This is a genomic window from Paenibacillus sp. SZ31 (assembly GCF_012912005.1).
Classification (GTDB): Bacteria; Bacillota; Bacilli; order Paenibacillales; family Paenibacillaceae; genus Paenibacillus.
This window is the reverse complement of the sequence record NZ_JABBEA010000003.1, coordinates 70,272-85,490: the sequence shown is the minus strand read 5'-3', so window position 1 is coordinate 85,490 and position 15,219 is coordinate 70,272. Positions and strand designations below refer to the sequence as shown.

10 protein-coding genes are annotated in these 15,219 nt (G+C 47.9%); 9 read left to right on the top strand and 1 reads right to left on the bottom strand.

Annotated elements, in window-relative coordinates:
• Positions 1-402: 402 nt before the first annotated feature.
• The 3 genes from secA (at position 403) to HF638_RS07900 (ending at position 5,501) form a co-directional block, all read left to right on the top strand.
• On the top strand, positions 403-2,907 hold the full coding sequence (gene secA, locus HF638_RS07910) for a preprotein translocase subunit SecA (protein WP_169479740.1): 2,505 nt from the start codon (positions 403-405) through the stop codon (positions 2,905-2,907).
• Between the two features lie 478 nt (positions 2,908-3,385).
• Positions 3,386-4,499, top strand: a protein-coding gene (gene prfB / locus HF638_RS07905; RefSeq protein WP_169479739.1) for a peptide chain release factor 2 whose coding sequence is annotated in 2 segments (ribosomal slippage) — positions 3,386-3,457 and positions 3,459-4,499 — 1,113 coding nt in all. Because the reading frame shifts where the segments join, the coding sequence is not laid out codon by codon here.
• A 93-nt stretch (positions 4,500-4,592) separates the two neighbouring features.
• The gene (locus HF638_RS07900) at positions 4,593-5,501 is read left to right on the top strand and encodes a YitT family protein (protein ID WP_169479738.1); all 909 of its coding nucleotides are present in this window, start codon (positions 4,593-4,595) and stop codon (positions 5,499-5,501) included.
• 156 nt (positions 5,502-5,657) lie between these two features.
• Here HF638_RS07900 and cls read toward each other — a convergent pair whose 3' ends face one another.
• Positions 5,658-7,106, bottom strand: a complete 1,449-nt coding sequence (gene cls, locus HF638_RS07895) for a cardiolipin synthase (protein ID WP_169479737.1) — start codon at positions 7,104-7,106, stop codon at positions 5,658-5,660.
• A gap of 330 nt (positions 7,107-7,436) precedes the next feature.
• Here cls and argC point away from each other — a divergent pair, with 330 nt between their 5' ends.
• From argC to HF638_RS07865, 6 genes are all read left to right on the top strand, one after another.
• The gene (gene argC, locus HF638_RS07890) at positions 7,437-8,486 is read left to right on the top strand and encodes an N-acetyl-gamma-glutamyl-phosphate reductase (RefSeq protein WP_169479736.1); all 1,050 of its coding nucleotides are present in this window, start codon (positions 7,437-7,439) and stop codon (positions 8,484-8,486) included.
• 129 nt (positions 8,487-8,615) lie between these two features.
• Positions 8,616-9,854, top strand: a complete 1,239-nt coding sequence (argJ, locus tag HF638_RS07885; protein WP_169479735.1) for a bifunctional glutamate N-acetyltransferase/amino-acid acetyltransferase ArgJ — start codon at positions 8,616-8,618, stop codon at positions 9,852-9,854.
• A gap of 336 nt (positions 9,855-10,190) precedes the next feature.
• Positions 10,191-11,030, top strand: coding sequence for an acetylglutamate kinase (gene argB / locus HF638_RS07880; protein WP_169479734.1), 840 nt, complete (start codon positions 10,191-10,193; stop codon positions 11,028-11,030).
• A gap of 357 nt (positions 11,031-11,387) precedes the next feature.
• A complete protein-coding gene (locus HF638_RS07875) occupies positions 11,388-12,641 on the top strand; it encodes an aspartate aminotransferase family protein (protein ID WP_169479733.1) in 1,254 nt (417 codons plus the stop codon).
• A gap of 197 nt (positions 12,642-12,838) precedes the next feature.
• Positions 12,839-13,804 (top strand): ornithine carbamoyltransferase, encoded by a 966-nt coding sequence (argF, locus tag HF638_RS07870; RefSeq protein WP_047840650.1) that lies wholly within the window; start codon positions 12,839-12,841, stop codon positions 13,802-13,804.
• A 102-nt stretch (positions 13,805-13,906) separates the two neighbouring features.
• Positions 13,907-15,142: an argininosuccinate synthase gene (locus HF638_RS07865; RefSeq protein WP_091013058.1), complete on the top strand. Its 1,236-nt coding sequence runs from the start codon at positions 13,907-13,909 to the stop codon at positions 15,140-15,142.
• Positions 15,143-15,219 lie beyond the last annotated feature (77 nt).

Genomic DNA, 15,219 nt, shown 5'->3' with positions numbered 1-15,219 from the left:
TGTGATTTTTTGCACTAAAACTCGATTTGATATGTCTCAGAAGTTCAAAGAAGTGTGCCGTGGCGTGTTGCGGCGGCCCTTACAAACTGTTACAATTTATGCAAAGAGAATCATTGTCCTGATGAGGAATTGTCAACGAATGATCGCTAATCATAATCAATGACAGGCACAGCACCATGAACATGATTCGCAAGGCTCGGGCTTCGGCTAGTTTTCTAATAACCGGATCCGTTTGAACACCGAATCAGCTTCATGAGGAACCCTTGGCAAGCCTGGAGTTGATTCATCCATATTACTTTTTATATTGTTTGTCACCCCCGGGCAAGTGGAGCAACATCCATCCGATGGTGTCGCATGGCGGCAACAGGGGGTCTATTCTGTTTTGCACGAAAGGGGTATACCATGCTAGGACTTGTCAAAAAGATCTTCGGCGACATGAACGAACGTGATGTTAAACGTCTGATGAAGACGGTCGATGTGATCAATAAACTGGAACCACAACTTCAGGCGTTGTCTGATGAACAACTGAAAGGCAAAACGGACGAATACCGTGCTCGTATTGAAAAGGGAGAAACGACAGATGAACTTCTTCCAGAGGCATTTGCAACCGTACGGGAGGCTTCACGCCGTGTATTGGGCAAACGCCATTACGATGTACAGATGCTGGGCGGTATCGCTCTGCATGAAGGCCGTATTTCCGAGATGAAAACGGGTGAAGGTAAAACGCTGGTAGGAACACTTCCGGTATATCTGAACGCGTTGATGTCCAAAGGTGTACACGTGGTCACGGTCAATGACTATTTGGCACAGCGGGATAGCCAGGAAATGGGACAAATCTATGAATTCATGGGCATGACGGTAGGGGTTAACCTGAGCGGTATGGACCATGCTTTGAAACAACATGCATATGCATGTGATATTACGTACGGAACGAACAACGAGTTTGGATTTGACTATCTGCGTGACAACATGGTGCTCTACAAAGAGCAGATGGTACAACGTCCATTGTTCTTCTGTATCATTGATGAAGTGGACTCCATCCTCGTCGATGAGGCGCGTACGCCACTCATTATCTCTGGACAAGCTCAGAAGTCGACGGACATGTACTATGCAGCAGATCGTTTTGTGAAACGTCTGGTGCCAGAAGAAGACTTTACGGTAGACATCAAGGTGAAATCCGTAGCGTTGACTGAGGCGGGCGTGGCAAAAGCAGAGAAAGCATTTGGTATCGAGAACTTGTATGATCATGCCAATGTTACACTTAACCATCACATCGTACAGGGTTTGAAAGCCAACGTAATCATGCGTCGTGACGTAGATTATGTTGTCAGTGATGAGGAAGTTATGATCGTCGATGAATTCACAGGTCGTCTGATGTCTGGACGTCGTTACAGTGATGGATTGCACCAGGCGATTGAAGCCAAAGAAGGCATTGAAGTACAAAATGAGAGCATGACGCTTGCTACGATTACCTTCCAGAACTATTTCCGGATGTACCGTAAACTAGCGGGTATGACGGGTACGGCGAAAACCGAGGAAGAAGAGTTTAAAAAAATCTACGGTCTCGAAGTACTGCAAATTCCAACCAACCGTCCAAACAAACGGGACGACATGGCAGATGTTGTGTACAAGAGCATCGATGGCAAGTTCAAAGCGGTTGTAGAAGAGATCGTGGCACGTCACAGCAAGAATCAACCGATTCTGGTAGGTACAGTGTCCATCGAGAACTCTGAACGTCTGTCTGACATGCTTAAGCGTCGTGGTGTAAAACACCAGGTACTGAACGCCAAGTACCACGCGGAAGAAGCAGAGATCATTACAGGAGCTGGACAAGCGGGTGCAGTAACGATTGCAACCAACATGGCTGGACGGGGTACGGATATTATCTTGGGTGAAGGTGTAGCTGAAGTAGGCGGCCTTCATATCATCGGTACTGAGCGTCACGAATCACGCCGGATTGATAATCAGCTGCGTGGTCGTGCAGGACGTCAAGGTGACCCGGGTTCAACACAATTCTACCTGTCACTGGGTGATGAATTGATGAGACGTTTCGGTGCAGACAATGTATTGAACATGATGGAGCGGCTTGGTTTTGAAGAAGACCAACCGATCGAGAGCCGGATGATTACCCGTGCAGTTGAATCAGCGCAGAAGCGTGTTGAAGGTAACAACTTTGACGTGCGTAAAGTCGTTCTCCAATATGATGATGTAATGAACCAACAACGTGAAATTATATATAAACAGCGCCGCGAGGTACTGGAGTCCGAAAATATCAAACAAATCGTTATGGATATGATCAAACCTTCCATTGAACGTATCGTTGAAGCACATTGTAGTGACGATATCCCGGAAAACTGGGAGCTGCAGGAAGTTGCTGATTACATGAACAGTAAATTGCTGGACGATGGTTCCATAACTAAAGATGATCTGTGGGGTAAGGAAGCAGAAGAGATCATCGAGTTCCTGTTCACGAAAGTTCAGAACAAATACAATGCACGTGAAGAGCGAATTGGCGAAGAGATGGTTCGTGAGTTCGAGAAAGTGGTTGTGCTTCGTGCAGTAGACAGCAAGTGGATGGATCATATTGATGCAATGGATCAATTGCGTCAAGGTATCCACCTTCGTGCCTACGGCGGTACAGATCCACTGCGTGAGTACCAGTTCGAAGGCTTCGAGATGTTCCATCAAATGATCGCTTCGATTCAAGAAGAAGTAGCGACTTATGTGATGAGAGCACAGATCGAGAGCAATCAGGAGCGTCAAGCGGTTGTTGAGGAAAGTCAGATCTCGACAAGCGGTGAGCCTGCTGAGAAACGTCCAGTGAAGGTTTCTGACCAAATCGGACGTAACGATCCATGCCCATGCGGTAGTGGTAAGAAGTTCAAACACTGTCACGGTCAAGAGTAGAGCGATGGTTTTTATATACACTTTAGTGTAATAAGTTGAACCTTGATTTTACACATAACGGAGAGTGCAGAAGCAATCTGAAGAAGCGGAGCGTTCGCCTAAAAGCTTTCTGTAAGAAAGCTGCATCGGAAGCATACGCTATCCCCGAATTTTTCCCTTGTAAGAGGGAATCAAGAAAATCTGGGGATAAGAGCGATTGGAAGATGCTACTGCAATCGGAGTGATACGGTGTAAAGAATGCTGGCTCAACTTAAATAGCATGACATGAACGGCTCCTCGCAGCCGGGTATTCCATAGGATGAAGTGAAGGATGCAAAACCGATTAATGGTGCATAGTTATAATTATATGACCATGATTACGGGAAAGAGATATACTGATACATCAGTGATCTCAACACCAGGTTGGCGTATCTGATGCTTGGTCTGGAGGAATGCCCTGGATGCGGGGAGCTTATCTTAATGAAAAGAGGAATTGCACATGATCGATCCAAACGTGAAGCATGACCTGCGTGAAATAGGCAAGAAACTAACAAACCTTAGGGGGTCTCTTTGACTTAGATCTGAAGCAAGAGATGATCGGCAACTTCGAAGTGAAGATGTCTGCCCCGGATTTCTGGGACGATAGTGACAAGGCGCAATCCGTAATCGCTGAGCTAAATGCGGTGAAGGGATCTGTGGATCAATACACCAGACTTCAGCAGGACTATGATGATGCGGTGATGATGATAGAGCTAGCGGACGAAGAAGGCGATGAAGACCTCGCAGCCGAGATTGGTAACAGTATTACAGCGATCGTGAACAAAGTCGCAGACTTCGAACTTCAGCTGCTCCTGAACCAGCCGTACGACAAGATGAATGCGATTCTGGAGCTTCACCCGGGTGCGGGTGGTACGGAGTCCCAGGACTGGGGACAGATGCTGCTCCGGATGTACACACGCTGGTCCGAGAAGCGTGGCTTCAAGGTTGAGGTGCTGGATTATCTGCCAGGTGATGAAGCGGGGATCAAGAGTGTTACGTTGTCGATCAAAGGACATAACGCTTATGGTTATCTGAAAGCTGAGAAGGGTGTGCACCGACTGGTTCGGATCTCTCCTTTTGACTCATCGGGCCGTAGACATACGTCCTTCGTATCCTGTGATGTGGTACCAGAAATTGATGATACGATTGAATTGGACATTCGCACAGAGGATCTCAAGATCGATACGTACCGGGCAAGTGGCGCGGGTGGACAACATATCAATACCACCGACTCTGCTGTACGGATTACTCACTTACCAACAGGTGTAGTTGTAACGTGTCAGAATGAACGTTCACAGATCAAGAACCGTGAGCGAGCGATGACGATGCTTCGTTCGAAATTGTATGAGCGTAAAATTGAAGAGCAAAAACAACAGCTGGATGAAATCCGAGGAGATCAGTCGGATATTTCATGGGGTAGCCAGATTCGCTCCTATGTGTTCCATCCCTATAGTATGGTAAAGGATCACCGTACAAGCGTGGAGACTGGAAATACAGGGGCAGTAATGGACGGCGACCTCGATGCATTCATCGATGGTTATTTGCGTAGCCAGATTAAAGTAGAAACCGATTAAACTAAGTTCCTGTATGGACCCATACGTGTAGGCGTATGCTGGTGTGTACAGGAGCTTTTTTTGAGTTTACAGACAAAAGGAGAGCACGAGAACATGCAACAACGATCACAACTTCACAATAATCGCAAAAAGAGGATAACTAGCCTCATTCCACTCAATGGTCCATGGAGAAATGTCGTGGATACGGTATCTATCATTGTAGGCTCGTTTTTAATCGCAGTGGCCTTTAATTTATTCTTATTACCGAATCAGATCGCTTCGGGTGGAGTATCCGGGTTATCAATTCTGGGTAAGGAATGGCTTAATTGGGAGCCGGCATACACCCAATGGGCAATTAACATTCCACTTCTGATCGCGGGTTTCCTGCTTATTGGTAAGCAGTATGGTATTCGTTCAGTCCTGGGCAGTATTGTCCTGCCGCTGTTAGTCTATCTCACAAAGGATTGGGCCATCCCAACAACGAATCCGCTCCTTGGTTCTCTGTATGGTGGAATAGGCGTTGGTCTGGGAATCGGAATTGTATACCGGGGTAGAGGGTCAACAGGAGGCATGAGCATTCTTGCCAGAATCGTTCAGAAGTACAGTGGACTGAGTTACTCTCTATGTGTAGTCATTATGGATGCTACGGTTATTATTATGGCAGCATTTGTATTGTCATTGGAACAGTCTCTCTATGCGCTGATTGGGTTGTATGTTACCGGTAAAGTGATCGATGCCGTTGAGATGGGGCTGGGCTTCTCCAAGGTGGCATATATTATCTCCAACCAGACGGAAGCGATTAGCAAAGTGATTCTGGATGACCTAGATCGCGGATTAACGAAGCTGGAAGCCAAAGGCGGTTACACTGACGATCAACGAACGGTACTGATGGTCGTGGTTGGGCAAAATGAGGTGCCAAGACTCAAAGCGTTGATCCGGTCTGTGGACCCTGGAGCTTTTGTCATTATCAGTAACGCGCACGAAGTGCTCGGTGAAGGCTTTAAGCGGGGAGAACATGTGTGAATGGGTGTGAAAAATAGTGAGTTAGCCGTTTAGGTTCATAAGAAATGACTTCATCAAAAAAGCAGGCATATCGTTCTCCGAAATGGCGGGAGAGGATGTGCCTGCTTTTCTTTTATTAAAAGTTCAACTTAACCTTAATTTAACTTATATTGACCACTACAAAATCGGAGATAGCAGACGGGAAATCGCTTCTTTGAAGCGAATGATCAGACTACGATTTTTGTATTCTTCGAGTGTCATCTCCCGAGATACGTGCAAGTCGTGCTCAAAGGTTTGTACAAGTGCTGTCGCAATTGTTTCATCATACATAAAAGCATTAACCTCAAAGTTCAACCGGAAACTGCGGTAGTCGATATTGGCGGTTCCTACGGATGCGACCAAACTGTCAATGATAAGTGTTTTGGCATGAATGAAGCCATTATCATATATAAATACTTTGGCTCCCACCTTCAACAACTCACCAATATAAGATAGCGTAGCCCAATATACGAAGGCGTGGTCGGGTTTATTTGGAATCATGATGCGAACATCAATGCCGGACAGACACGCGAGACGAATAGCTTCGAATACACTGGCATCCGGGATAAAATAAGGCGTTTGAATCAGAATCGATTGTTTGGCCCCGTTAATCATCTTGAGATAACTGTTCTTGATATGCTCGGTCTCTGCATCCGGTCCACTAGAGACAATCTGCATGGCAATCTTTCCTGTACCCTCGATATGAGGGAAATGCGCCGGAACATAAGGTGTGTCGTGTTGTTTGGACGCTTCATTCCAATCCAGAAGGAAACGGGTCTGCAGCGCATGAACGGCATTCCCCTGAATACGCAGATGGGTGTCGCGCCAGTAACCGAATTTCGAGTTCAAGCCAAGATACTCATCTCCAACATTAAACCCGCCCGTGTATCCAAGATTACCATCGATGATGACAATCTTCCGGTGATTCCGGTAGTTCATACGCAAGTTGATCAGACTGAATTTGGAGGGGAAAAAGACTTCAACCAAACCGCCTGCTTCGCGCAATTCTTTGAAAAAGCGTTTCGATACCCGCCGCGATCCGAGCGCGTCATACAGTAAACGAACTTTGATGCCTTCACGTGCTTTGCGGATGAGTGCATCCCGAATTCTTTTGCCCAGACGGTCGCCTCTATAAATGTAGTATTGTACGTGCACGTGATCCTGAGCCGCTTCGATGTCGTCCAAGAGTCGCTGGAACTTGTCTGTTCCGTCCGTAATGATCTCAACCGCATTATCCTCCGTTAACAGAGCACCGTTCTGCTTCAGGTTCATATAGATCATGTCCTGGCTACTCTCGGTTGCTTGGTTGCGGAAAGGGGTGCGGTTATCGTGCAACTGCGTGAGCTGGGATTCAATACGTTCCTCTAGCCCGAGCTTCTTACGTTCTTTCCACTGGAAAAGCCGGTATCGGGTCAGGTTCTGACCGGTTAAAAGATAAAGTACAAACCCAAACACTGGAATAAAGTTCAAGACGAGCAGCCAAGCCCAGGAAGCGCTAGCATCCTTCCGTTCGAAAAAAACGACTGCTGCCGCAAAAATAATATTCAGGCCCAGGAGCACAATAAGTAAAATGGATTCGATATGCACTATAGTCCCCCACGTCTCATAATGACCATCATAAATCTATTCATATGTCCTTGATTAGCAGGTTAGTTATGAATGAGACCCTGATTGTAATGTTTCCTACTAATACGTATTTTAACAGAAGTATATCTATTCGTCCCGGATGAGAAAAAAGATATGTTCGGATTGGGTGGAAATCCATGTGAAATTGATGATAGAGTGTTGTATTTATATAACCAGAGTCGTATAATAATACACAAATATGCATATAAGCGACGGAATTGCTGTGTTCAGGTCTCATTAGGGCCAGGGCATAGCACAAGTAGCGCATACATCGAGATTGGGGGAGCGAGAGTGAATAACAAATTAAAAGTAGCAATCGTCGGTTCCACCGGCTACGGCGGGGTGGAACTGATTCGTTTTTTCCAGAACCATCCGTTGGTTGAAATCACATCGGTGATCTCATCATCGAGCAGTGGTGAGTCCATCGCAGATGGATTTCCGCATTTGACGGGCGTGATTCACAGGCCACTCGACGGTGTAGATCCGGCTGAAATTGCGAGTCGCGCGGATCTGGTATTCACAGCGACCCCGTCCGGCGTAAGTGCTAAGCTCGTACCAAGCCTGCTGGCAGCAGGACTTAAGGTGATTGACCTGTCTGGCGATTTCAGACTTAAGGATGGAACAGTGTACGAAGAGTGGTACAAACATCCGGCGCCTCCAGCTGATTTGCTGGAACAAGCGGTATACGGCATGGCTGAGGTGTATGGCGAAGAAGTGAAGGGACAGAATTTTATATCCAACCCAGGCTGTTATCCAACAGCTACACTTCTTGGACTGATCCCTGCAGTAGAGGCAGGCTGGATTGATCCTTCTACTATTATTATTGATGCCAAATCGGGCGTATCCGGTGCAGGACGTGGAACCCATCTGTCGTACCATTATGCAGAGATGAACGAGAATCTCAAAGCCTATAAACTGAATAAACATCAACATATTCCCGAGATCGAACAAGTGCTTGGCAATATAACGGGAACGCCTGTTACAGTTACCTTCACAACACATCTGGTGCCAATGACACGTGGAATCATGAGTACGATGTATGCCAGCCTCGTTGGGGAACACAGCGACCGGGAGATCGTGGATTTGTACCGCAAATATTATGAAAACAAACTTTTCGTACGTGTACGTGAACCGGGCATCTGGCCTTCGACCAAAGAAGTGTACGGATCCAACTATTGTGACATCGGATTTGCGGTGGATCCTCGCACAGGGCGTTTGACGATTATTTCGGTCATCGACAACCTGGTGAAGGGTGCTTCCGGGCAAGCGATTCAAAATATGAACCTGATGATGGGATGGGAGGAGAACCTCGGGCTGAACATGACACCGGTATATCCATAAGAGATGAAATTTAAGAGGTGCATTGGCATATGGAGTGTAAGAGTGCATTCTCGGAGTCACTTAGGGAGAACGGATCAGGTTAAGCAGGCGATCATCAGCATATAGCTGAACGCATACGGGGGATATGATATGGGAACGAATGTGGAGCAACAGACTTTTACCGTGGTTGAGAACGGAACGATTGTAACCCCTGGGGGGTTCACTGCTGGTGGACTTCACTGTGGATTGAAAAAGACATCTCGTAATGACATCGGTGCGATCCGATGTGATGTACCGGCTACAGCTGCTGCTGTATACACGACGAACGTGTTTCAGGCGGCGCCACTCAAAGTAACGCGGGAAAGCTTGAGCAATGGACGCCTTCAGGCTGTCATCGTCAACAGTGGTAATGCCAATGCATGTACAGGACAACAAGGTGAAGAAGATGCTTATGCGATGCGTTCGGCTGCTGCGCGTGAGTTGGGTGTGGCAGAAGAGGATGTGGCTGTGGCATCCACAGGTGTCATTGGGGAATTGCTCAAGATGGATGCTGTACATTCAGGCATCACCGGACTTCCGGCGCATCTGGGCAAGGAGTCGAATGAGGCGGAACAATTTTCACAAGCGATTCTGACAACGGATTTGGTGAAAAAGGAAGCTTGCGTCTCCGTTCTGGTTAACGGCAAGACGGTTACGATTGCGGGAGCCGCCAAAGGCTCGGGTATGATTCATCCGAATATGGCGACAATGCTCGCTTTCATGACCTCTGACGCGGTCATTGGTGCAGAAGCGTTGCAGCGTCTGCTGCGCCAGGCAACCAATCATACATTCAACATGATTACCGTCGATGGGGATACGAGTACGAACGACATGCTGGTAGCTATGTCCAGTGGATATGCAGGCAATGAAGAGCTGACGATGGAGCACCCGGATTGGGACGCTTTTGCAGCTGGCTTCACCTATGTATGCCAAGTGCTGGCCAAAGCCATTGCTCGCGATGGTGAAGGAGCAACCAAACTGGTCGAGGTAGAAGTTACAGGTGCAGTAAGTGATGAATCCGCGCAGGCAATTGCCAAAACCGTCATTGGGTCCAGTCTTGTGAAATCCGCTATGTTTGGCGCTGACGCCAACTGGGGACGGATTATTGCAGCTGTAGGGCGCGCAGGACAACCGGTGAACCCGGATACGGTAGATATCCGTTTGGGAGAGATATCAGTACTCGCGCAGTCCCGCCCAGTCGTGTTTGACGAAGAAGCGGCATTGGCCTATTTGCAGACCGATACGGTTCGCATTGTGGTGGATCTGCACCACGGCGAAGGAACGGCAACAGCCTGGGGCTGTGACCTGACGTATGACTACGTCCGAATTAACGCAGCATACCGCACTTAATAAACTTTTGGGATAAAGGTTTTGCGAAACAGCTGTCTTCTATTGTGAAGCTGTTTCGTGAGATGTTTCAAAAATTATCAATGAAATTTAAACTTGTTGTTTGGTGTTGGACATATAGCGATAGTAATGGAGAAGACGGAATTGATTCTGCAGAAGCGGAGCGGTCGCCTTTGTCTCCGGGTGTTCCCCTATATAGGGATAATTCAAGATACCTGGAGACAACAGCGATCGAAAGAACAATCCGAATTCGGAATGGACTCCTACCAGGCTTTGTGACCGTATAAAAGTGTTATATTTTTTTGAATATAATTTTTACTATGATAGGAGCTTGCCCTCATGAATTCAACATTGCCAAATGAGAGTGCCGGAACGGTAGCAGGTACTGAGAAACAAACGTTTGTCATGAAATGTGGAGGCAGTACGCTAGCAGCGTTGCCCGAGTCTTTCTTTGCGGATCTGCGTGATTTGCAGTCTCAGGGTACACAGCCTGTAATCGTGCATGGTGGGGGTCCTGCCATCTCGGATAACCTGGCGAAGCTCGGTATCGAAACCGAATTCGTTAACGGCCTACGCAAAACGACTGAACCTGTGCTGGACGTAGTGGAGATGGTGCTTGCGGGCAGTATCAACAAACAGATCGTACGTCTGATCCAACGTGTTGGCGGTCGTGCACTAGGCTTGTCCGGCGTGGACGGTGGTCTGATCCAGGCTAAACCTGTTACAAACCACGCAGAGATCGGCTGGGTAGGCGATGTCACTAGCGTGAATGCAGAGATTATCCAAGGCATCGTGAACATGGGTTACATGCCAGTTATCGCACCAGTTGGCGTAGATGCAACTGGACAACGCTATAACATAAATGCAGATACAGCTGCGGGTGCAGTGGCGTCTCATCTCGGCGTGAGTCGGATGATTGTCGTGACCGATGTTCCTGGCATCATGAAGAACGTAGGCGGAGAGAAAAAAGTACTGCCTTCTGTATCTGTACAGGAGATCGAGGATATGATCCAAACCGGAGAAATCTACGGCGGCATGATTCCCAAAGTACGTGCAGCAATCGCATGTATCCATGGTCAAGTGCGTGAGGTCATCATCGTAGACGGCAGCGAACCCCAAATCCTGAGCCGAGTGCTCGGCGGAGAAATCATCGGAACAAAAATTATCCGTATGCAATAATTTGCTCGATACGCTAGGGTCTGAATAGCCGTATATTATATAAAAAAATATGTGCACGATTTTTTGTGAATCTGGACATAACGCGATAACAGAAGAGTGCAGAGCCAATCTGAAGAAAAGACGCAAGAACGGAGAGGACAGAAATAACCTGAAGAAGCGAAGCGTGCGCCTTTATCCCCGGATTTCCACCTTTAAACAATTAATCAAAGAATTCCGGGGATAACAGCGATCGGAAGGTTGTTCTGTTATCGAAGTGGAAGTATGCATACGTTCGGAAGATGGACTGCAATCGAAGTGGTCTAGTGTTATGTTTATTCACCTTAGGCGTACACCAACCAATAAGGAGTGATTATGGTCATGGCAAAAGGCAACGAACAGCCAGGTTCTGGCACAGCAGTAGCGGGCGCTACAGCAACAGGTGCAGCGGCACAGACGGAAAGCTCGCTTTTCCAAACGTATGCACGTTATCCAATCAGTCTGGTCAAAGGTAAAGGCAGCTGGTTATGGGACGATCAGGGTAACCGTTATCTCGATTTCATGTGCGGACTCGCTGTAACTAGCCTGGGCCATGCACCGGAGAAAGTTGGAGCCAAGCTGAAAGCTCAGATTGATGAGCTGTGGCATGTATCCAACCTGTTCCAGATTCCAGGCCAGGAGAAAGCAGCAGCATTGCTGACAGCCAATACATGTGCTGACGCAGTGTTTTTCTGTAACAGTGGTGCCGAAGCGAACGAAGCGGCTATTAAGGTAGCCCGTCGTTATCACCAGAAGGTGAAAGGCACAGATCGCTATGAAGTGATTACATTTGCCCAATCCTTCCATGGACGGACGCTTGCAACACTGACAGCAACAGGACAGGATAAGGTGAAAGAAGGATTTTTGCCATTGCCAGCGGGATTTGTAACCGTACCTTTGCATGATATCCCTGCCCTTGAAGCGGCAATCGGACCCAACACAGCAGCTATTATGCTGGAAATGGTTCAGGCCGAGGGTGGCGTATATCCAGTTGAACCGGAATTCGTCAAACATGTACGGAAACTGTGTGACGAGCATGGGCTGTTGTTGATTGTAGATGAAGTACAGACCGGAATGGGACGTACAGGTAAACTGTTTGCACACGAACATTATGGCATTGAGCCAGACGTGTTCACCGTTGCCAAAGGTATCGGTAGTGGTTTCCCTGTAGGCGCGATGCTGGGTAAAGGCTTCCTGCGGGATGCGTTCACGCCAGGAAGCCATGCGACGACATTTGGTGGAACACCACTAGCTTCATCCGTTGTAATCGCAACAATCGAAACGATGCTGGAAGATCGTTTGCCAGAGCGCGCAGCGGAGATGGGTGAATACCTGATGAGCTCCCTGCGGAATCGTTTGGCGGGCAATTCCTTTGTGAAGGAAGTACGTGGCTTGGGATTGTTGGTCGGTATTGAATGTGCTGAGCCGGTAGGGGATATTGTGCTTGCTGGGCAAAAACGCGGGATTTTGTTTGTCTCTGCAGGACCGAATGTGATCCGTTTGCTTCCGAACCTGTATGTGAGCAAAGAAGAGATCGACGAGGCCGTATCGCTGGTAGCCACATTGATCGAAGAGCACGTAGCGGCGAAAGCCTAACATAAAAATGAGAACCGTTCTGTCTCGGGGCCATTACCGGCCTCGAAGCAGAACGAGATGATGAATCCCTGTAGCCGCGCGGTGAACTTGCAGAAGGCGGAAATGAATAAACTTGAGAAGCATTCAAACAAAGTGTCAACGTTGCTCTCTTCTGCCCATGCGGGTGCAGGGAACCGGAAATAAGGAGGACATTACAGATGACAGCACAACAGACGGAAAAGATTCAGAAGATTGATCTGAGAGGCCGGGATTTTATCGAGTTCACGGACTATACGGCCGAGGAGATTCGTTATCTGCTTGATCTCGCGATTGAGATTAAAGGCAAGCAAAAAAGCGGTGTACCTTTTCAACCGTTGAAAGGTAAAACGATCGGACTTATTTTTGAAAAATCATCCACACGTACGCGTGTATCCTTTGAAGTGGGCATGTTCCAATTGGGCGGACACGCACTCTTCCTGAGCAAAAATGATATCCAACTTGGCCGCGGGGAAACAACACATGATACAGCCAAAGTATTGTCCCGCTACCTGGACGGCATCATGATCCGTACTTTTGGACACCATAATGTAACTGAACTGGCAGAGCATGCGGATGTTCCGGTTATTAACGGCCTGAGCGATGCGGCGCATCCTTGCCAGGTACTGGCAGACTTCCAAACGGTGCTGGAGCATAAAGGCAAGCTGGCAGGTCTGAAAATGGCCTACATCGGAGATGGCAACAATATGGCGCATTCCCTGATGCTCGGTGCAGCGAAGATGGGTATGCATGTTGCTGTAGCAACGCCAGAAGGATATGAGCCGGATAGTGCAGTTGTGGAGCAGGCACGCATCATTGCACAGGAGAGCGGTTCTGAAGTGACTGTAACCTACAGTGCACAAGAAGCAGCCAAAGATGCAGATATCGTATACACAGATGTATGGGCGAGCATGGGCTTTGAAGAAGAGCAGAAGATTCGGGAGCAGGCATTTGCCGCATATCAAGTGGACGAGGAACTGATGAAAGGCGCGAAGCCAGACTACATGTTCTTGCACTGTCTGCCAGCACACCGCGGCGAAGAAGTGAGTGCCGGTGTAATTGATGGACCGAACTCCCTGATCTTTGATCAGGCGGAGAATCGCTTGCATGCACAGAAGGCATTAATGGCTGCGTTAATGAGCGAATAGATGCTGTTTGCCTTTATGGGTTGATTTTAGGCGCAGATTTCGCGATGATAGATAAAAGTTTATAGCAACTATAGGAACTGATCTTGGGGAGGACCATTGAACATGGCTAAGGAAAAAATTGTACTCGCGTATTCAGGCGGGTTGGACACATCTGTAATTTTGAAATGGTTGAAAGAAACGTACGATGCTGAGATTATTGCATTCACAGCGGATATTGGACAAAAGGATGAATTGGACGGTTTGGAGGAAAAAGCACTGGCAACAGGCGCTTCCAAAGTATACATCGACGATCTGCGCGATGAGTTCGCAAAAGATTTCATCTATCCGATGTTCCAGGCAGGAGCCCTCTATGAAGGACAATACCTGCTCGGCACAAGTATCGCTCGTCCACTGATCGCTAAACGTATGGTGGATATCGCTCGTGCAGAAGGTGCTACAGCCATCGCTCACGGCGCTACAGGTAAAGGAAATGACCAGGTTCGTTTTGAGTTGAACGCGGCTGCATTGACACCAGACATTAACGTAATTGCACCTTGGCGTCTGGAAGAATTCCGTAACCAATTCCCAGGACGTGCTGAGATGATCGCTTACGCTGAGAAACATGGTATTCCGGTAACCGCATCTGCAGCTAAACCGTACTCGACAGACCGTAACCTGTTGCATATCAGCTATGAGAGCGGTGTGCTCGAAGATCCTTGGTTCGATCCAAGTGCGGACGAGAACAAAGACATGTTCCTGCTGAGCAGTGCACCTGAAGATGCACCAGATCAAGCGGAATATGTTGAGCTGGAGTTCGAACAAGGCGACTGTGTTGCACTTAACGGTGAGCGTCTGAGCCCGCTGCAAGTGATGGAGCAACTGAATGAACTGGGTGGTAAACATGGTATTGGCCGTGTAGATATGGTAGAAAACCGTTTTGTTGGGATGAAGAGCCGTGGCGTATACGAAACACCAGGTGGAACAATCTTGTTCACCGCACATCGCAAAATGGAGTCCATCACGATGGACCGTGAAGTGATGAACCTGCGTGACAGCCTGATCACACGTTACAGCACACTGGTATATAACGGTTTCTGGTTCGCACCAGAGCGTCTTGCATTGCAAGCGCTGGTTAGCGAAAGTCAGAAGAACGTTACAGGTACGGTTCGTGTGAAACTGTACAAAGGCAACATCATCGGCGCAGGCGTGAAAAGCCCTGTCAGCCTCTACAATCCGGACATCGCAACGATGGAAGCTGATCCAACGCAAGCCTACGATCAAGGCGATGCAACAGGCTTTATCCGCCTGAATGCACTGCGTTTGAAAGTAAACTCCGGCGTGGAGCAAAACAAAAACTAATTTCAACCTGCACAATAAAGCTACATCAATATAAATGACAAGGCAGGCCGTTCTTGCACATCTGGCAGGAGCGGCTT

Bases quoted from the DNA above. Each gene is read 5' to 3' on its own strand.
- secA (WP_169479740.1), top strand. From the start codon at position 403: ATGCTAGGACTTGTCAAAAAGATCTTCGGCGACATGAACGAACGTGAT.
- HF638_RS07900 (WP_169479738.1), top strand. From the start codon at position 4,593: ATGCAACAACGATCACAACTTCACAATAATCGCAAAAAGAGGATAACT.
- argJ (WP_169479735.1), top strand. From the start codon at position 8,616: ATGGGAACGAATGTGGAGCAACAGACTTTTACCGTGGTTGAGAACGGA.
- argB (WP_169479734.1), top strand. From the start codon at position 10,191: ATGAATTCAACATTGCCAAATGAGAGTGCCGGAACGGTAGCAGGTACT.
- HF638_RS07875 (WP_169479733.1), top strand. From the start codon at position 11,388: ATGGCAAAAGGCAACGAACAGCCAGGTTCTGGCACAGCAGTAGCGGGC.
- argF (WP_047840650.1), top strand. From the start codon at position 12,839: ATGACAGCACAACAGACGGAAAAGATTCAGAAGATTGATCTGAGAGGC.
- HF638_RS07865 (WP_091013058.1), top strand. From the start codon at position 13,907: ATGGCTAAGGAAAAAATTGTACTCGCGTATTCAGGCGGGTTGGACACA.